Source organism: Streptomyces flavovariabilis, assembly GCF_000725785.1.
Lineage (GTDB): Bacteria > Actinomycetota > Actinomycetes > Streptomycetales > Streptomycetaceae > Streptomyces > Streptomyces hawaiiensis.
This window is the reverse complement of the sequence record NZ_JNXD01000009.1, coordinates 168,310-185,118: the sequence shown is the minus strand read 5'-3', so window position 1 is coordinate 185,118 and position 16,809 is coordinate 168,310. Positions and strand designations below refer to the sequence as shown.

The 16,809-nt window shown below is 69.4% G+C and carries 18 protein-coding genes and 1 pseudogene; 8 read left to right on the top strand and 11 right to left on the bottom strand.

The genetic code is table 11. The annotated features are described in order from the left end of the window. Positions 1–180: 180 nt before the first annotated feature. Complete coding sequence (locus IO24_RS0117855) at positions 181–1,401, bottom strand: HEAT repeat domain-containing protein (protein ID WP_051905930.1); 1,221 nt, start codon at positions 1,399–1,401, stop codon at positions 181–183. Positions 1,402–1,569: 168 nt separating this feature from the next. On the opposite strand from IO24_RS0117855, the gene IO24_RS0117850 reads away from it, so the two are divergent. Both IO24_RS0117850 and IO24_RS0117845 read left to right on the top strand, forming a co-directional pair. After that, on the top strand, positions 1,570–1,962 hold the full coding sequence (locus IO24_RS0117850; protein ID WP_031136872.1) for a metalloregulator ArsR/SmtB family transcription factor: 393 nt from the start codon (positions 1,570–1,572) through the stop codon (positions 1,960–1,962). After that, on the top strand, positions 1,959–2,450 hold the full coding sequence (locus tag IO24_RS0117845; protein WP_031136871.1) for an SRPBCC family protein: 492 nt from the start codon (positions 1,959–1,961) through the stop codon (positions 2,448–2,450). The genes IO24_RS0117850 and IO24_RS0117845 overlap by 4 nt, the downstream gene beginning before the upstream one ends. A 156-nt stretch (positions 2,451–2,606) precedes the next feature. Here IO24_RS0117845 and IO24_RS0117840 read toward each other — a convergent pair whose 3' ends face one another. Then, entirely contained in the window at positions 2,607–2,939 is a 333-nt protein-coding gene (locus IO24_RS0117840) for a hypothetical protein (protein ID WP_031136869.1), read from the bottom strand. Between the two features lie 195 nt (positions 2,940–3,134). Between IO24_RS0117840 and IO24_RS0117835 the strand changes: the two genes are divergently transcribed. Continuing rightward, a complete protein-coding gene (locus tag IO24_RS0117835) occupies positions 3,135–3,752 on the top strand; it encodes a hypothetical protein (protein ID WP_031136867.1) in 618 nt (205 codons plus the stop codon). A 115-nt stretch (positions 3,753–3,867) separates the two neighbouring features. On the opposite strand, the gene IO24_RS0117830 is transcribed toward IO24_RS0117835, so the two are convergent. Both IO24_RS0117830 and IO24_RS0117820 read right to left on the bottom strand, forming a co-directional pair. Next, a complete protein-coding gene (locus tag IO24_RS0117830; protein ID WP_031136866.1) occupies positions 3,868–4,701 on the bottom strand; it encodes an SDR family oxidoreductase in 834 nt (277 codons plus the stop codon). A gap of 326 nt (positions 4,702–5,027) precedes the next feature. Next, the gene (locus IO24_RS0117820) at positions 5,028–6,026 is read right to left on the bottom strand and encodes an NADP-dependent oxidoreductase (RefSeq protein WP_031136865.1); all 999 of its coding nucleotides are present in this window, start codon (positions 6,024–6,026) and stop codon (positions 5,028–5,030) included. Positions 6,027–6,148: 122 nt separating this feature from the next. On the opposite strand from IO24_RS0117820, the gene IO24_RS0117815 reads away from it, so the two are divergent. From IO24_RS0117815 to IO24_RS40750, 4 genes and pseudogenes are all read left to right on the top strand, one after another. Next, positions 6,149–7,024, top strand: coding sequence for a LysR family transcriptional regulator (locus IO24_RS0117815; RefSeq protein WP_031136863.1), 876 nt, complete (start codon positions 6,149–6,151; stop codon positions 7,022–7,024). Positions 7,025–7,127: 103 nt separating this feature from the next. Next, positions 7,128–7,334: pseudogene (locus tag IO24_RS47615) on the top strand (hypothetical protein); the annotation flags it as partial. Positions 7,335–7,391: 57 nt separating this feature from the next. Further along, positions 7,392–7,901: a hypothetical protein gene (locus IO24_RS0117810; RefSeq protein WP_037667981.1), complete on the top strand. Its 510-nt coding sequence runs from the start codon at positions 7,392–7,394 to the stop codon at positions 7,899–7,901. A gap of 40 nt (positions 7,902–7,941) precedes the next feature. Next, entirely contained in the window at positions 7,942–8,751 is an 810-nt protein-coding gene (locus IO24_RS40750; protein WP_031136859.1) for a hypothetical protein, read from the top strand. Positions 8,752–9,196: 445 nt separating this feature from the next. Here IO24_RS40750 and IO24_RS0117800 read toward each other — a convergent pair whose 3' ends face one another. The 5 genes from IO24_RS0117800 to IO24_RS0117780 form a co-directional block, all read right to left on the bottom strand. Then, positions 9,197–9,652, bottom strand: a complete 456-nt coding sequence (locus tag IO24_RS0117800) for a hypothetical protein (protein ID WP_157851265.1) — start codon at positions 9,650–9,652, stop codon at positions 9,197–9,199. Between the two features lie 698 nt (positions 9,653–10,350). After that, the gene (locus tag IO24_RS0117795) at positions 10,351–10,830 is read right to left on the bottom strand and encodes a MarR family winged helix-turn-helix transcriptional regulator (RefSeq protein ID WP_031136856.1); all 480 of its coding nucleotides are present in this window, start codon (positions 10,828–10,830) and stop codon (positions 10,351–10,353) included. Between the two features lie 11 nt (positions 10,831–10,841). Next, on the bottom strand, positions 10,842–11,903 hold the full coding sequence (locus IO24_RS0117790; RefSeq protein ID WP_031136854.1) for an alkene reductase: 1,062 nt from the start codon (positions 11,901–11,903) through the stop codon (positions 10,842–10,844). Between the two features lie 76 nt (positions 11,904–11,979). After that, the gene (locus IO24_RS0117785) at positions 11,980–12,885 is read right to left on the bottom strand and encodes an NADP-dependent oxidoreductase (protein ID WP_031136852.1); all 906 of its coding nucleotides are present in this window, start codon (positions 12,883–12,885) and stop codon (positions 11,980–11,982) included. 279 nt (positions 12,886–13,164) lie between these two features. After that, entirely contained in the window at positions 13,165–13,764 is a 600-nt protein-coding gene (locus tag IO24_RS0117780; protein WP_037667979.1) for a CGNR zinc finger domain-containing protein, read from the bottom strand. 91 nt (positions 13,765–13,855) lie between these two features. On the opposite strand from IO24_RS0117780, the gene IO24_RS0117775 reads away from it, so the two are divergent. Beyond that, positions 13,856–14,644, top strand: a complete 789-nt coding sequence (locus IO24_RS0117775) for an MBL fold metallo-hydrolase (RefSeq protein WP_031136848.1) — start codon at positions 13,856–13,858, stop codon at positions 14,642–14,644. Positions 14,645–14,711: 67 nt separating this feature from the next. Here the strand turns inward: IO24_RS0117775 and IO24_RS0117770 are convergent, their stop codons facing one another. Together IO24_RS0117770 and IO24_RS0117765 are read right to left on the bottom strand one after the other, a co-directional pair. Further along, entirely contained in the window at positions 14,712–15,230 is a 519-nt protein-coding gene (locus IO24_RS0117770) for a hypothetical protein (RefSeq protein ID WP_234335251.1), read from the bottom strand. A gap of 298 nt (positions 15,231–15,528) precedes the next feature. Beyond that, positions 15,529–16,782 (bottom strand): SLC13 family permease, encoded by a 1,254-nt coding sequence (locus IO24_RS0117765; RefSeq protein ID WP_234335250.1) that lies wholly within the window; start codon positions 16,780–16,782, stop codon positions 15,529–15,531. Between the last annotated feature and the right edge of the window lie 27 nt (positions 16,783–16,809).

Below are 16,809 nucleotides of genomic sequence, written 5' to 3'. Positions count from 1 at the left end.
GCCTGTGTCCGGGCCATGGCTCCCGGTGTGCACACAACTCACGTGACCTGATTGCAGCGCTACTCAGGCCGAAAATCGCACCGGCCGTGCCCATGAGGGTAGAGCAGGCCGGCCGAGGGGCTCGGGCCGGGCCTCGGCGCCGGGCCGGATCCGGGTCGGGACCGGCCCCATCGCCACGGTCTAAGCGCGGGTGACGTGGTTTGCTGCCACCATGCCGAGCGCTTGGCGTGCCTGGTCCCGGAAGTCGCTGCTGGTGAAGGACCGCTGGCTCTCGAAGTGGGCGACCACACGCTCGACGGCCCGCTCATCGCCTGTGAGCGCAAGGGCACGCGCCGCGTGGCCTCGCCACAGGTACGGGGTCCGTGGATCGTCCAGATAGCGCAGCAACGCAGCGACGCTCTGCGGAGCTCGTCGCCTGCCGAGCGCCTGGACCGCCCTGGCCCGGATCTCCTCCCCGAAGGGACCGTCGACCAGACGTCCGAGGGCCGCGGTCGCCTCGGCCGCCTGGCAATCGGCCAGCGCCGCCACCAGCATCCGCTGCATCGGCAACGGCCACCAGGCCGCTCGCCCGACCAGCGCGGACAGCACCAGCCCGTCGCCAGAGCCGATCCGGCACAGCGATCGCACCGCCGCCCGTGTGATCTCGGAGTCGTCCTCTCCCGCCATCTCCTCCAGCCTTGCGACCACTTCGGTTGTGGGGAAGGAGCCCACGGCCTCGGCCGCCCTCAGCCGCAGCGCCTGCGAGGGCGAACGCGTCGCCGACAACAGCGCCACGACCGACTCCGGGGCGCCGATCAGCCCCAGCGCCCGCACCGCGCGGGCTTGGAGGCCGCGCGCCTCCGCTTCGTCGGCGACGAGGTCCGCGAGCGGCCCGACCGCAGGCCGATGCCCGATCAGGCCCAGGGCGTCGGTGGCCGCGACGCGCAGTGGCCTTGGCTGAGAGGGTCCGAGCAGATCCACAAGGCGCGGTCCGGCGTCCGTGCATCGCAGGAACCCCAGAGCCATGACTGCGCCCCGGCGGCGATGCGGGCCGCCCACGCCGTCGAGAAGGTCCAGCAGCAGCCCGGTGGGCGGCTCGGGCAGCCCCGCGAGGACCCTGGCGACACCCTCGTCGACCCGGTCGCTGCCCAGCGCGTCCAGCAGGATGCCGACCGCGCTGTCGCCGCCCAGCGCCCCGAGTACCTCGGCCGCGGCCTGCCGCACCGGTCGAGGTGTCCCCTCGGCGAGCAGCAGCCTCCTCAGAACCGGACGCAGTTGCGCACCGTCGAACAGCCCCGGGTTCTCGCGGACGACCGCGCAGGCCACCACACACGCTGTCTGGGACGGGTACGACTCCCGCACCGGCCTGCCGTGCGGGCCGTACGGGAAGCGCAGGCGGCCGATCAGGCTATCGCGCACCATCGGGCCCCCGGCCAGGCCCCCTCCCCTGCGATCGCTCACAGACAACGCTGCTTCGTCACAGTTGAAAGAGCTCACGACGTCGGTCGCCTAGGGGGCGGAACGGCCCGCAGCAGCTCCCCCACCGACGCTCGCCATCTTGACGCGTAACCTATAGGTTACGCTTTGGTTGTGGACGACCTGAGCATGGTGGCCGACGCCATCGCCGATCCGGTGCGCCGGGAGATCCTGATGATGTTGCGCCGTACCCCACTGACGGCGGGCGACATCGCTGCCCGGTTCGCCATCAGCCGACCCGCGGTCAGCCGTCACCTGCGCGTCCTGCGGGAGAGCGGCCTGGTCCGGGACCAGCAGATCGGACGCCATCGGCGTTACTCCCTCGTCCGTTCCCGGCTGGGCGACCTCGCCGCCTGGCTCGCTCAGTTCGACACCCAGCGTGTCGACTGGTCGCAGCGACTGGCGGCGTTGGAGACCGAGGTTCACCGCACCCGACGGGACCGCAAGCGGGCTGAGCCCGCCAATGATCAGCCCACCGCGCGCCACCCCAAGGAGGACACGGCATGACCCCTGAGCCCACCGGGCGACTCATCCCCACGCCGACGGGGCACGACCTGATCCTCACCCGCAGCTACCGCGCCTCCGCCGACGACGTATGGGCGAGTGTCACCGATCCGGAGCGCACCGCCCGCTGGTTCGGCCCGTGGCGCGGCCAGGCGGCGGCCGGGCGCACCGTCGAAGTGCAGATGGTGTTCGAGGAGTCGGCGCCCTGGTGCCCACTGCGAATCGAAGCCTGCGAGCCGCCGCGCCGACTCGCCGTCTCGATGGAGGACGAGGCCGGATCCTGGTCCATGGAGCTGCTGCTGGCCGAAAGCGACGGCACCACCGAACTCCGGCTGATCCAGCATCTCGCCTCCGCAGAGCACCTCGGCGAGACCGGCCCGGGCTGGGAGTACTACCTGGACATGCTCACCGCCGCACGCACGGGCGGGCCACGGCCTGACTTCGAGGACTACTACCCCGCGCAGAAGGCATACTTCGAGTCCCTGGCCTGAGCTCGTCTCCCAACCTCCGAGCTCGAAGGGCCACCGAGAAGGGTGCGCACCGCTCACGTCAGGGCGTCGAATCACAAGGTAAGCCCCGGGGGAAGAAGCGGCGGCCGTACTCCTGCAAGCATCCGGCCGCCGCTCCTTCCCCCGTTCGTCCGGGTACTATTCGATGGTCCAGCCGACGCTGCCGACACCCGTGCTGTACCAGGCACAAGTGGCGGAGGACTGGCCATACTGGCCCGGGTTCAGGGTCACCCAGTCACCGGAGACGTCGAGTGCCTGGCCGCAGACGACCTCGGCGCGGAACCGGATGGTGCGGTCGCTGTTGTTCGTGCAGCTGGCGATGCCCCGGTCCGTGTCGACACCGTGGACCGCGCCACGGCAGTCGACCGAGCCCGCGGCCGACGCCGGGGCGGCCATGGCGCCGACGGAAAGGGCCACCGCCGAGACGGTCGTGGCCAGACCTGCGGCGACCATCTTCTTACGTCGGATCATTTTCGTGCCCCCGAGAGGTTGCGGTTTGCATGTGCTGACCAGTGAAGGGCACGGCGGCGGCCCTGGGCACCTGACGTATGTCAGGGTGTGCCCAGACGCTGCTGGTGTCGCTGCGCTGGGGTCACGAGGCACGTCGCGACTCGGCGTTCCTCAAACCGCCTCCGGTGGGGGCCAGCCGGTTCGTATGCTGACCGCGTGGGCGTGTGCATGGAGGTCCTGATCGTCGACTGGGCCCATCTGAAGTCGGTGCCGGCTGGCCAGCGGGACGGACTGGTTGAGGCAGCCGCGTTCGGCCCGGACGATGCGTATGACTACGACCTTCCGCCGGGGTGGACATGGCCCGACCCCACGGAGGCCCGGTGGTGGGCACGCTACGAGTTCCTCGACACCATGACCTCGTACAAAGCGCACTTCTGGGCCGGCGAACGCTGGAACGACCTGCGCGCCTTCGTCGACACGCCGCTGCGGGACGCTCTCGATCAGTTCAGCGCCCCGCTGTTCTGGGATGGATACACCTACGCGTCTCAGACTTCAGGCTTCTCCCCGACCGTAGAGCCGGACGCCTGCGACTGGAACTCTCGACTCGATGTCATGCTCTGGCTGTTGCCGGAGGAGGTGGCGGCGCTGCATCACTTCTGGGGGCAGGTCGGGCCGCACCTCGGCTCACTGCGCGAGCCTTTCGACCGCCACCTCACCGAACCCATCGGCTGGATTACGGACTTCACATCATTTTCCCGACTTATCACCGAATGGGGTGACGTCGTCAGCCAGGCCGCCCACCGCGACTGGGCCGTCATCGGCCTGCGGAGTTGAGCACTTACGGCCGCCAGCCGCTCGGGACCACTGCACGGAACCATGAGCAAGCGGGCGGTGGACCGTGGTGGTTCCCGTCTGCTGAGGCACGACCGGCTCTGACGGGCCGGGTGTCTCAGCGGAAGATGTCGGCGTTCTCCGCAGCCCACTGCCGGAACGGTCTGGCCGGGGAGCCGGTGACCCGTGAAACCGTGTCGCGCACCACCAGCAGTTCGTCATTGACGTCTCCGCCCGTAACGTCGAGCACCGCATCCGCGGCGTCGTCTCCGAAGGCCGCGGCCATCTGAGCGCGAGCCTCCTGCCGGCTGATCTCCATGAAGGGCACATGCCGCCCGAGTGCTGCCGCGATGGCCTCGACCTGCTGCCGGGCGGTCACCGGCTCTGGACCGGTCAGGGCATACGTCCGCCCCCGATGGCCGGGCTCGGTCAGCGCCACCCGCGCCACCGACGCGATGTCCGCAGGGTGGAGCGTGGGCAGCCCGGTGTCGGCATACGGCGCACGGACCGTCTCACGGTCGCGAACCGACGCCGCCCACATCAGGGCGTTCGAGGCGAACTGCGTCGGCCTCAGGATGGTCCATGCCATGCCACTGCCCTGGAGCAGCCGCTCGACCGCCAGGTTCTCGCCGGCGGGGCCCAAGTGCGGATGGGTCTGGACGGTGATGGACGACACCAGCACCACGTGCTCCACACCCACCAGCCGGGCGGCCTCGAGGATGTCAGCATCCGAACCCAGACGCGACACCAGGAACAGCGAGCGCACCCCTTCCAGAGCAGGCTTCAATGACTCTGGCTCCGCGAAATCACCCTCAACGGCTTCGACCCCGTCAGGGAACGCGGCCCGTGCGGCATCGCGAGTGAATCCTCTCAGCGGCCCCGCACCACATCCGTGCAACTCCCTCAGCAGCGCACTCCCAATGTTCCCGGTGGCTCCGGTCACGAGGATCACGAGCGCATTCTCCTGTCGTCAGATGATCAACTCGAAGACACGCTAGAAGCTCAATCGCACTTCAGGTCAAGGAGACTCCTGGGCCTTCCCGCGCCAGGAACACACACGGACACCCCGGCGCTTCGCGCCAGGTACTACGCTCCAACGATCTGCCCGTGCCCTTGCCGTACGCCCGAGTGACATCGAAACTCACCGACCCTGACCGTCGCCGAGCAGAGGCACTGCTGAGTGTCGGTATGGGACAGGACCGACCGCTTCCAGCTCGGGCACCTTCAGCTCGTCCAGGGCGTGGGCGTAGTTCGCCACCGCCTGCTGGAGTTCGGCGATCACGAGACCACCGTCAGCACGATCTTGCCTTGGATGTGGCCCCGCGCGGCTCGCGTGTGTGCGCTGCCCGCCTCGGGCAGCGGGTAGATGCTGTCCACCCCGACCTGGAGCTTGCCCTTGTCGAACAGGCGCCCAATCTCGGCGAGTTGAGGGCCGTTGGAACGCACCTGAATGTTCGAGACTGTGATGCCCAGACTCGCCGTCTCTTCCGGGTCGAACTGGGCGAAGAACACCGGAAGCATGGTGCCGCCGCGCTTGAGCACGGTCAGGAAGCGTGCACTGTCCGGGCCACCGACGGTGTCGATCACCAGGTCGACACCGCTGACCACGTCCGCGGCCTGCGTCCTGGTGTAGTCGATGAACTCATCGGCGCCGAGCTCGCGCAGGAACTGCTCGTGCCGGCCCGATGCCACCGCGATGACGCGTGCCCCCTTCCATTTCGCCAGCTGCACCGCGAAGTGGCCCACTCCACCTGCGGCTCCGTTGACCAGCACGGTCATGTCTGGCGTGATCGGCACCGGCTGGTGCACCTGGCCGGTGAAAGGAGACGGCACGTCGTGGCCGAGATCCACCAGGTACTGCCAGGCCGTCAGCACGGCCATCGGCGCCCCGGCCGCCTGCACGTGGTCGATACCGGCCGGCTTGTGAGCCAGGTCCGAAGCCGGCGCGGCCACGTACTCGGCGTACGTCCGGCCGTCGAATCCGGGGAACCGGAGCATGCCGAAGACCTCGTCACCGACGGCGAACCCCAGCACGTCCGGAGCGACCGCCTGGACCACGCCCGACATGTCCGTTCCGGGGATCTGGGGGAACTCCAGCGCCGGCCTCATCTCGGCCGGCATGACCTTCATCCCCTCACGCAGGTACCAGTCCGGCGGGTTGATGCCCGCCGCGTGCACCCGGACGAGCATCTCGCCCGGGCCGATCTCGGGAACCGGCACCTCGTCATACTGCAGAACTTCCGGCCCGCCCGCTGCGTGGAACTGGATCGCCTTCATCGCGCCTGTCGCTTTCTCGGGGAAACGTTGCTCCTTCAGTCAAGGCCCAGGACGGCATGGCCGTCCAAGACCGGTTCGGTAACCTGATCATTCCGAAACGGCATGACGCGTACGCTGGAAGGGTGAACGATCTCGGACAGGATTTGGAACTGCGGCTGGTGCGCTACTTCACCGTGGTGGCGGCGCACCAGCACTTCGGCCGGGCCGCCGCCGACTTGCACGTGGCCCAGCCGGCGCTGAGCCGCCAGATCCAACGGCTCGAGAAATATCTCGGCGTGCGACTGCTGGACCGCGTGCCCCAGGGCACCCGGCTCACTCCGGCCGGTCAGAAGTTCCTCCCCCGGGCCCAAGCCCTCCTGCGGGCCGCCCGCCAGGCCGAGCTGGCCGTACGTGAACAAGCAAAGACCGAACGAATCGCCATCGGCTACGTTGAAGACCTGGTGATCACTGCCGCCGTACGGGAACTACGCCGCCGCTACCCGGACGCCGAGATCGCCACCCGGTACCTGAGCTGCCGCGACATCGGGGCACTGTCCGACAAGCGCGTCGACGCCCTGATCGCGCGGGCCCCGCTGCCGCTCGCCGCCGACGACGTGTTCACCACCCCGCTGTACGAGGAACCCCGGATGCTCGTGGTCCCGCGCGCCCATCCCTTGGCCGACCGCGCGTCGGTGACCGCGGAAGAACTGGCCGGCGAGGAGGCGGCGCCGTGCGCGTTGCAGACCGCGGACTGGGCTTCCTACCGGATCCTCGGGGCCGACGTACCGCCGATCGAGAGCTACGAGGACAAGCTCGAACTCGTCGCGAGTGGCAGGGCGATCGCCGTGCTGCCGGTCGGCGATCGGCGTAGCTCACTCCGTTCCGACCTCGTCACCCTCCCGATCGAGGGCGCTCCCCCCAGCCAGGTCGTCCTGGTCAGCCGCAAGGGCGACCCGAATCCGATGATCAGGAATCTCCGGCTGGCTGCCGAGGCCGTCCTGACCGCCCCGGCAGCCTGACCGGACCAGCCGAACCGCTTGGCGCCGCACTGCACCAAGCGGTGCTCGCGCGCGCCGTGTTCGTCGCGCGTCTGCGGTATCGGTCGGGGTCAGGGGGTGTCTGCTCCGCGCCTTCGCCGCAGGACTCATATGCGACCGGGGCGCCGTCATCGCCGACCTGTCCCTGCCCTGGAACTCAGGTGTCGTCGAAGGACATGTCAACAGGATCAACATGCCCAAGCGCTGGAGGTTCGGTCGCGCGGGCTTCGCCCCCCTGCGCAACGGGTTCTCATGTCCTGATCGCCGACACGCAGGAGGAACTCGGTGGTAGCACCGTCTGAGAACGTGCGAGTCTCAGCTTTCCAGATGGCCTATCGAGGAAACCGTGATGACCCACGACGACGCTCTCAAGCAGCTCAGCCACATCGCGCGCGAGCGGGCGTTCGGTAGGCACGTCGGGTCGGACCGGCTCATCCAGGCTGGGCTGGACGCGCTGATCGCCGGGGCCGATAGTCCCTCCCTCGCCATGCTGGCCGGTCTCTTCCGGAGCGAAGAGCCCGAGGCTCCGGCACTCTTCGACCAGGTGCTGGAGGAGTTGGGACTCCTCTTCCACCCGCCCGCCGACCCTCGGGCTGCGAAGTGGGCCATGGCCTATTGGGTGGCCGGTCAGATCGCCGACGGAACTCTGGATCCCGCAGTCGGCACCCACCTCATCTCGGCAGACATCGCCTACGAGCTCGGCTACCCCGTGGAACTCGAACCCCTCGTCCACTGCGCGCACAGCCTGGACTGCTGGGAGGAGAGCTGGGGAGGTTCCGTCGAGGAACTCAAAGGGGAAGCGGTTGAGGCAGCGAAGCAGTTCCTCAGCAAAGGGTCGGCAGCCGAGGCGAGGGACTGACCAGCGGTTCGTTCTGACGGTCACGGCCTACAGTGGCGGGATGCTTGCATCTTCCGATAGGAGCGCCCTGGACCTGCTGGACGCTCATCTGGAGGCGCTGTGGGACGCGACGGGCGACGCGCTTTCGCCGGAGCCGTTGTTCGGCCTCGCGCAGGAAGCAGGGGGGCTCGTCCATTGGGCCCTCGACCGGCTCCGGAGCGTGCCACGCGAGCCGAAGGACGCCTTCTCCCGTGAAGTCGGCAGCCTGCTCGCGGAGTTCCGCTCCCGTCGCAGCACCTGGAACGCGGCGGCGCTGCGGCTGCTGGACGACACGTACACCTTCGTGGCCACCGGCCCTCGACGGCACGAGGACTGGGCGCACGACGTCCACGCCGTGCTGCACCGGACGGTCGCCGATCCCCGCGGCTGGGTCCGGCTGGACTGGGACCGCGCCAACCCCGCGCGCCGGACGGTGCCCGCCTACCCCTTCGGCCCGCTGGACCCGGCGGATCTGCCGGCCCACCTGTACCCCCTGGAGACAGAGTCGGCGGTCACGGCGCTGGCCATCATGGCGGAGGAATGGCAGGCGGAGCCGGCCCCCGTCCGCTCCCGCCCGGACCGGGACGCCCTGTTGGCGGATGCCCGGTGCCTGCTCGACCGGTACGGGCCCGGTGCCGGCTACTGGACCAACGCGACGGCCGCCGCATCCGATCCGGCCCCGGACTTTCTCGCGTCGGGCCTCCAGGGCACCACGTCCCACCGCTTCCACACCTCCGAGTACATCGCCGGCCTCTACATATTCGAAGACCTGGGCGTGATCGCGGTGAACGAGGAAGAGGTAGGCGTCTTCTGGTCCTTCGGGGCGTACTGACACCATTACGCTGCTGAGACGCGGCGGCCTGCTCGCGACCAGGGGTGCGATCGCGGGCCTGTGCGACGATGAAGCCGGCATCCTCGCGGGTCATACGGGCGGCGGCGCACGGCAGTTCGGGCTGGCGAGGGCGAGAAACCACGCCGCGACATTGACCCACCGGGTCTTGCCGCCGAGGGACGAGGCGTACTGGCCTCCGGGACCGCAAACTCCATCGAAGCCACCCACGCCTGGCTGATGAGATATGTCGAGGCATACCGCCCGGACGGCTTCCGGTTCACTCAGCACAGAAGCACCGGATCACCGGATCACCGGATCACCGGAAGCACCGGAAGCACCGGAAGCACCGGAAGCACCGATCAGGCAAATACCGCATTCACACCGAACCCGAAGAGGGGCGGCTGACGAGAACAGTCCTCGTCTGGATCAGATGACATCGCATTTCTCAAGCGGAGTTGAACTCTCCTGCAGCGCACCCCTCAGCCCCCACCCGAAGCACGATGGAATAGCAGCGATAGGCCCGGGAGTACGACACGCCGAACATGCTCGTGTCCTTGTACTCTCCGAAGAAGCGGACGGTGTTGGTCAGCGAACGATCCGACCGTGTGTAGGAGATGAGCCTGCCGTCGTGCCGCTCGGCGATGCCGCGCACCGCTTCCCGGCCGGGGAAGCCGTCCGGGGCCGCCAGCACGTCACGCGCGTACGACCGGGCCAAGGCCGCTGTCCTGTTGAGGGCTTCAGACTCGTTTCGTTCATTCGCCCGCTCCTGGCGGTGGAACATGACCATGAGCACCAGGGCCGCGATCAGCACCGCGACGATAGGCGCCAGGAGGGCTACGAGGCATCCCGGGGCCGGCACCGTTACGCGGTGCTGCGGCGCCACGGTGCCGTGATCAGACATGCTCGTCCTCACTGGTTTTCTCGTGTGACGGCTGCCATCGGGCCAGCCCTCATGAATGCTTGTGCGTAAGCGCTGGTCCCCGTCTGGTTCGGGTGGTAGCTCTCACGGCTGAGGCAGGTGTCTCCCGTGAACGACCAGCAGAGCTGGGTGTCGCCGTCGCCGTTCGATCCTGCCACGACCCCGTCGAGCACGCCTCAGTGCGGCTGAAGAGCAAGGGGTAGCCAGTCGTGCGGCGGTCACCGCGTCATGATGTCCTTCGCGGAGCTGCGCAAGTCGCCCGGGCGGACAGCGCGATGCAGGGCCGGTCAGCCCAGTGTCTCGCGCAGCAGCCGCGCGTTCTTCACCACCTGGCTCGATCCGGTGCGCCCCGCGGCCATGGTGCGAGGACCGGGAGGGTGGCGGGGCGGGTGGTGGCCATGGGGGTGTCACTTTCCCATCGGTCGGTGGTGGAGTGCTTGGGTGAACGGAACGGTGTGGCCACGGGTGTGGGCGCCGTCGGGGTCCTTCAAGGGCCGGACCCCGGCGAGCGGATCAGTGACAGGGATCGCCGCCGTTGCAGGTACGGTGCAGAGATCGGAGGCGGCCCGGACGCGGGTGATGCGGGCCCGGACGAAGGTGACGCGACCGTCCGGGAGGGGCAGCCGACGTGCACCCAGGGCCGCAACGCCGGGCCGCAACCCCGGTGCGAACGGAGGCGGTTACTTGGCCTCTTCTTGCGGCAGCACGCGGCTGTTGAGCGCGTCGGCGACGGCGTAGGCGGTGCGGACGAAGGACTCTGCCTGCTGCGCCGACAGGGTCCGTGTGGAGGTCTCCTCCAGGGCCTGCCACATGGCCGCGATGGGCTCACGCATGGCACGGCCCTTGTCGGTGAGGTGGACGACCATGACGCGCCGGTCGTGTTCGGCCGGCTCGCGGACGAGCAGGCCGGCGTCCTGCATGCGGCGTAGGGACTTGGAGACGGTGGAGTGGTCCAGGCCGACGCTTTCGAGAAGCTCGGACTGGGTCTGGCCGTCCCGGTCCAGGAGTTGCATCAGCAGCAGCTCCTGCCCGGGGTGCAGGTCCATCTCACGGAGCATGGCGGCTGCGTGGGCGCGGTGAGTGCGGGCCAGCTGGAAGATCGCGTAGCTCATCGGCCCCTCGCTGGCCGTGGTGGGCGTGCGGGGTGTGGGGGCGGGCATGGTGGGGTTCCTCAGACGGTGTGGGTGGGGTAGTCGGTGTAACCGGCCGCTCCGCCGCCGTAGAAGGTCGCCGGGTCGGGGGTGTTCAGCGGCGCGTCAGAGCGTAGCCGTTCGACCAGGTCGGGGTTGGCCAGCGCGAGCGCGCCGACGGAGACGAGGTCGGCCGCGCCGCTGTCGATGTCCTTGGCGCGGGTGGGCATATCGGTGCCGGCCCGGTTGAGGATCAGCGTGGCCGGCCACAACGCGCGCAGGGTGTGCAGCAGCGCGTCGTCGCCCGCGTGGAGCACGTGGAGGTAGGCGAGGCCGAGCGGGCTGAGGGCGCGTATGAGTGCCGGGTACAGCTCGGCGGTGTCGGACTCGGCGATGTCGTTGTAGGGGTTGCCGGGAGAGATGCGCAGGCCGGTGCGGTTGGCGCCGATCTCGTCGGCCACGGCAGCGGCGACCTCGACGGCGAATCGAAGGCGGTTGTCGAGGGAGCCGCCGTAGCGGTCGGTGCGCTGGTTGGTGTTGTCGGACAGGAACTGGTGCACCAGGTAGCCGTTGGCGGCGTGGATCTCCACGCCGTCGGCGCCCGCTGCGACGGCAGCCGCTGCCGCGCGGCGGAAGTCGTCGACGGTCGCTGCGACCTCCTGCGTCGACAGAGCACGCGGTGTCGGCATCTCCTGGGGGCCGGACGCGGTGAACATCGCGCCCTCCGGCCGGATGGCCGAGGGGGCGACCGGCCGGCGTCCGTGGGGGGTGTTGTCGGGGTGGGCGATACGGCCGGTGTGCATCAGCTGGATGACGATCCGGCCGTCGGCCGCGTGCACGGCGTCGGTGACCTTGCGCCACCCGGCGATCTGCTCGTCATGGTGGATGCCGGGGGTGAGGAGGTAGCCCTGGCCGTCGGCGGAGGGCTGGGTTCCCTCGGTGATGATGAGCGCGTGCGAGGCCCTTTGGGCGTAGTACTCGGCGTTCAGTTCGGTCGGTACGCCTTCCGGCGTGGAGCGGTCACGGGTCATGGGGGCCATGACCAGGCGGTGCGGCAGGGAGATGTCACCCACGGTGGTCGGTGTCCACAGGGAATTCAGCATGCGTGGTCCTTCGGTGCGGTGATGAACAGGTGGTCATCGGGATGGCGGGGGGTGTGGTGCGCAGTGGCGGGCGTGATCAGTCGAGGGTGAGGGCGAGCTTGCCCCGGACGTGCCCGGCGTCGCTGACCTGCTGGGCCGTGGCGGCCTGGTCGAACGGGTAGGCGGTGACGGTGGTGACGACCTTGCCGGCCGCGGCGTCCTGCGCCAGGGCGGCCAGGCGGGCAGCCGAGCGCTCGTGGGGACCGTTGGCGAAGGTGATGCCGAGCTGATGCGCCCGGAAGTCGGCGATCGTGACGATACGGTCGGTGCCGCCGCGCAGGGCGATGGAGTCCTCCAGGGCTCCCTTCCCGGCCAGGTCGAACACCGCGTCCACGCCATCGGGGGCTAGTGCCCGCACCCGCTCGACGAGGCCCTCGCCGTAGAGGGTCGCGGTGGCACCGAGCGAGGCGAGGTATTCCTGGTTGGCAGGACCGGCGGTGCCGATGACACGTGCTCCGCGGGCCGTGGCGAGCTGAACCGCCAGGGTTCCGACCCCTCCGGCGGCGCCATGCATCAACACGGTCTCCCCGGCTGCGACGCCCAGCAGGTTCAGGACCCGCTCTGCCGTCTCCCCCGCCACCGGCAGCGCGACCGCGTGCTGCCAGTCGAGGCCGGCGGGCTTGGGGGCCACGGTGGTGGCCAGCGCGTACTCGGCGTACGAACCGGTGTCCGACCAGCCCAGCACCTCGTCACCCACCTGCACGTCCTGCACGCCCTCCCCCAGGGCGTCCACCACGCCGGCGAGCTCGCCACCGGGGACGGCGGGCAGCGACGTCGGGAACAGGGCCTCCAGCGCCCCGGACCGGATCTTGCCGTCGAGCCCGTTCACCCCGGCCGCCTTGACGCGGACGCGGAGCTGCCCGGGGCCGGGCTGGGGGACCTCGATGTCCGTCTCGTGCAGCACTTCAGTGCCACCGAAACGGTCGAACAGGATGGCTTTCATGACAACGCTCCTCAGAGGCACCACCCGTTTAGGTGGCTAGACACATAATGTAGCGGACAATATGTGGCTAGCCAAGTATTCGGGTGACCTGTCCGCATCGATCACGACGACCGGGGCGTACGCGGGCACGGTGGCCCGCGCCCGCGCTTCTACAGCCCCGGGAAAGGGAGCGCACGCGACACGAACTCCTCGCGTAATTGCCTCAGTTGCCGGCATCCGGATGGCGAGGAACGAGCTCGCCGCCCGCGAGAAGGGGGCGCCTCTCGTCGGCCGGGCTCGTCACGCGGTCCCTGGCCGGGTGCGGCGGGCGTAGGCGCGGGCGGCGCGGGCGCGGTCGCCACAGCGGGTGGAGCACCAGTGACGGCGTCCGTGTCGAAGCAGGTAGCGATTGCAGGGCGGGGAGCCGCAGGCGGTGAGGCGTTCGGCGTCGGGGGAGGTGAGAAGGTCGGCCGCGTCGGCGGCGAGGGTGGCCAGGGCGTGGTCGACGATCTGGGTGGTGGGGTGAGGGGTGGCGCGATAGGGGCCCGACTTGTCGTCCCACTGCAACAGCGGGGCAGTGGGAACGCGGGTCATGGCGTCGTTGACCGCCGCGACGGCGGCAGGGAGGGCGGGAACCGCTGCGGCGCGGGCGGCGAACAGCGACCTGATCTGTTCGCGCAGCGAGCGCAGCTGTGACGCGCACATGTCCAGCATGCCGGCGTCGACCGGCGCGAGACCGCGTTCCGTCAGCCACTGGTTGGTCTGTGCGGGAGTACCCAAGCGATCGACCGTATGCCCGCCGGGCATCGCGATCGCACTGTTCACGAGGGCGAGGGAAAGGTGCCCCTCCTCCCCCTGTGCGGGTGGCAGGGCGGACTCTCCGATCACGGACTCGCTCATAGCCCTCATGGTACGGCTTGCACACTTCCGTGAGAAACCGCTACGGTCATCTCACGGTTCAAGCGACACATATCCGTGAGGTGCTCTCTTCATGTCTTCTCCCTCCGCAGTGACCGACCAGGTCGCGGTCCACGTCTTCGGCGGCCCGACCGCGCTCTTCGAGTACGGCGGTCTGCGCTTTCTGACCGACCCGACCTTTGACGGTCCCGGCGACTTCCAGGCGCCCGCCGTGGTCCTGACCAAGACCGCCCCCTCCGCCGCCGCGCCCGCCGATCTCGGTCCCATCGACGTTGTGCTCCTCTCGCACGACGAGCACGCCGACAACCTCGACACCTCCGGCCGGGCCATGCTCGCCGACGTACCCCTCACCCTCACCACGCCCGGGGGCGGACAGCGCCTCGGCGAGAAGGCCACCGGCCTGGCCGACTGGCAGTCCGTCGAGCTCGACCGCCCCGACGGCGGCACGGTCACCGTCACGGGCGTCCCCGCCGTCCACGGCCCCGGCACTCGCCATGAGGTCGAGCCGATCTGCGGCGAGGTCGTCGGCTTCGTCCTCACCGGGGAAGGTCTGCCCACCGTGTATGTCAGCGGCGACAACGCCTCCCTCGACGCGGTCGAGGAGATCGCCGGGCGCTTCGCCCCGGTGGACACCGCCATCCTGTTCGCCGGGGCTCCCCGCTTCGCCGAAGTCTTCGACGGCAGGGTGATCGTCCTGGACAGCGCCATGGCCGCCGAGGCCGCCCGGCTCCTCGGAGCCCGCCGCGTGGTGCCGGTCCACTACGACAGCTGGGCCCACTTCACCGAGGGCCGTGCCGAGCTGGAGGCCGCCTTCGCCGCCGCCGCAATGGCCGACCGCCTGGACTGGGGCCAGCGCCCCTAGGTCAGCAACATAGACCAATCCGGTGTTCGTGATCATGTCAGGTCGGCGGAGTGAGGCCGCAGGGCCATCACCTCAAGCCGTACGGTGCCCTTCGAGACGACGCCTGGTAGCGGTTCGCCAGGGCGTGGAACGCCTCCTTGGGCTCCCAGGGCATGTCCGGGTACGTACGCCCGTCCGCTGGGTAGCCGCTGTGCTCGTCGAGGATCTTGACGATGCCGTAGGAGGCTAGGTCGGGGTCCGGTCCGGACAGACGATGGGGCGTGCCGTAGCCGGCGAAGCTGAACCAGAAGACGGAGTCGACGCCTTCGTCCCCGAAGACGGGCATGAGCTCGTCGAGGTAACGGACCTGCTCGCTCTCGTCGCGGACCAGGTCCGGCTTGGGGGTGACACCATCCGGCTCCATGGCCACGTACCATCCCGAGCCGCCGTAGTCGCCCGCCCCCCGGAAGGTGCAGCAACCGACTTCCATGATGGCGACCGGCTTGCCGTGAGTGAACGCTTCGCGTAGGTCGTCGCGGTATGTGGCGGCGTTGCGAAGGCCACGGAAGGCGTCCAGGCCGACGATGTCGAACGGGCCCCAGTCCACGCCGTCCAGGGGGCACGAGGCGTAGCTGCCCGGGCCGGCGAAGAGCGGGCGGACGGTGCGGACGACGTCGGTGAGGAAGGCAATCCGCTGTCGCCTACAGCGAGATCGTCAAGTGTCCAGCGGCGTCAGGGTCAAGCCCGGACGGGGACGTTCGGGCTCGCGGTGCCCGTCAGCTCGCGTCGGTACACACTGGCCGTCGCCGACGGCGTCTGTGTCCCCCTGGTCCTGCGCGCCATCAGCACGGAGGGCGCCGGCGTTGTCGTGCTCGGCGCCCTCCGCTGTCCGCTGTCGGTCTGCGCTATGCCCAGGGCAGGACCAGGGCCCCCCAGGCGACCACGGGGCCGAGGGCGACGATTCCGCCGGTGTAGCCGATGACCTGGCGGTAGAAGCGACGGGTGTCCACCCCACGGGCGTTGCTGAGGACGAGTGCTCCGTTGGTCGAGAAGGGAGAGGTGTCGACGATCGTCGTGGAGACGGCGAGCGCGGCGATCAGTCCGGCGGCACTGAGTTGGCTGGAGAGCAGCAGCGGTACGGCGATGGGGATGATCGCGGTGAGAATCGCGGTGGAGGAGGCGAAGGCGGAGGTGATGGCCACGGTGAAGCACAGCAGCAGAGCGACGACGACCGGGGCGCCGAGGCCCGCCGCGTGTTCGGAGATCTCCTCGATGACCCCGGCCTTCTCCAGCATCGCGATGTACGTCATCATGCCCGCGACCAGAAGCAGGGTGGACCAGCTGACGCCGTCCACGGCCTTCTCCTGCCGCTTCATGTCCACCAGGGCCAGTAGGGCGCCGGCGGCCAGCGCGAGGAAGCCGATCTCCAAGTGGAAGCCGAGCGCGCCGACGACCAGGGCCACCAGGCAGGCGAGGGTGAGCCACTGCCGCCAGTCGGGCCTGCCGGAGACGACGAGGTCCTCGTCGTCGGCTGCCTGCGCGGCGCCCTCGACCAGCGGGGCGGGACGCTTGGCGAGCAGGGCGTAGGTGAGGATCGAGAGCACCAGGTTGATCACGAAGCTGGCGCTGAACAGCGCCACGGCGGACACCTGCAGATCGGTCTTGTCGACGAGGCCGAGCACCAGCGCACCGGAGACGGCCAGCGGGGAGAACGCGCCCGCGTGCCCGCCGCTGATCACCATCATGCCGACGACCAGCGGGTTGAGCTTGTAGCGGTAGGCGAAGTTCATGCCGATCGGCGCGAGGATCGCGACCGCGGCCGGGGTGAACGTACCGAACGCCGTGAGCAGGGCGGCCACCAGGAACAGCACCCAGGGGATGAGCTCGACCTTGCCGCGTACCAGCCGCACCCCGGCCGCGACGAGCCAGTCGATGGTGCCGTTGCGGCGGGCGACGGAGAACAGGTAGGTGACTCCGACGATGGTGACGAAGAGCTTCGCCGGGAACCCCTCGAAGATCTCGTCCTCGGTGAGGCCGAGCGAGGCGGTGCCGACCGTGAAGGTGGCGACGAAAGCGAGAATGCCCAGGTTGATCGGCAGCACGGTGCCGACCACGAACATCACCAGCAGGGCGCCTATGGAGATCACTTCAACAGACATCTTTGTCCTTGGTGCGGTGGGGACGGG

Bases quoted from the DNA above. Each gene is read 5' to 3' on its own strand.
- IO24_RS0117855 (WP_051905930.1), bottom strand. From the start codon at position 1,401: ATGGTGCGCGATAGCCTGATCGGCCGCCTGCGCTTCCCGTACGGCCCG.
- IO24_RS0117845 (WP_031136871.1), top strand. From the start codon at position 1,959: ATGACCCCTGAGCCCACCGGGCGACTCATCCCCACGCCGACGGGGCAC.
- IO24_RS0117840 (WP_031136869.1), bottom strand. From the start codon at position 2,939: ATGATCCGACGTAAGAAGATGGTCGCCGCAGGTCTGGCCACGACCGTC.
- IO24_RS0117820 (WP_031136865.1), bottom strand. From the start codon at position 6,026: ATGAAGGCGATCCAGTTCCACGCAGCGGGCGGGCCGGAAGTTCTGCAG.
- IO24_RS0117810 (WP_037667981.1), top strand. From the start codon at position 7,392: ATGACCCACGACGACGCTCTCAAGCAGCTCAGCCACATCGCGCGCGAG.
- IO24_RS40750 (WP_031136859.1), top strand. From the start codon at position 7,942: ATGCTTGCATCTTCCGATAGGAGCGCCCTGGACCTGCTGGACGCTCAT.
- IO24_RS0117800 (WP_157851265.1), bottom strand. From the start codon at position 9,652: ATGTCTGATCACGGCACCGTGGCGCCGCAGCACCGCGTAACGGTGCCG.
- IO24_RS0117795 (WP_031136856.1), bottom strand. From the start codon at position 10,830: ATGCCCGCCCCCACACCCCGCACGCCCACCACGGCCAGCGAGGGGCCG.
- IO24_RS0117790 (WP_031136854.1), bottom strand. From the start codon at position 11,903: ATGCTGAATTCCCTGTGGACACCGACCACCGTGGGTGACATCTCCCTG.
- IO24_RS0117785 (WP_031136852.1), bottom strand. From the start codon at position 12,885: ATGAAAGCCATCCTGTTCGACCGTTTCGGTGGCACTGAAGTGCTGCAC.
- IO24_RS0117780 (WP_037667979.1), bottom strand. From the start codon at position 13,764: ATGAGCGAGTCCGTGATCGGAGAGTCCGCCCTGCCACCCGCACAGGGG.
- IO24_RS0117775 (WP_031136848.1), top strand. From the start codon at position 13,856: ATGTCTTCTCCCTCCGCAGTGACCGACCAGGTCGCGGTCCACGTCTTC.
- IO24_RS0117765 (WP_234335250.1), bottom strand. From the start codon at position 16,782: ATGTCTGTTGAAGTGATCTCCATAGGCGCCCTGCTGGTGATGTTCGTG.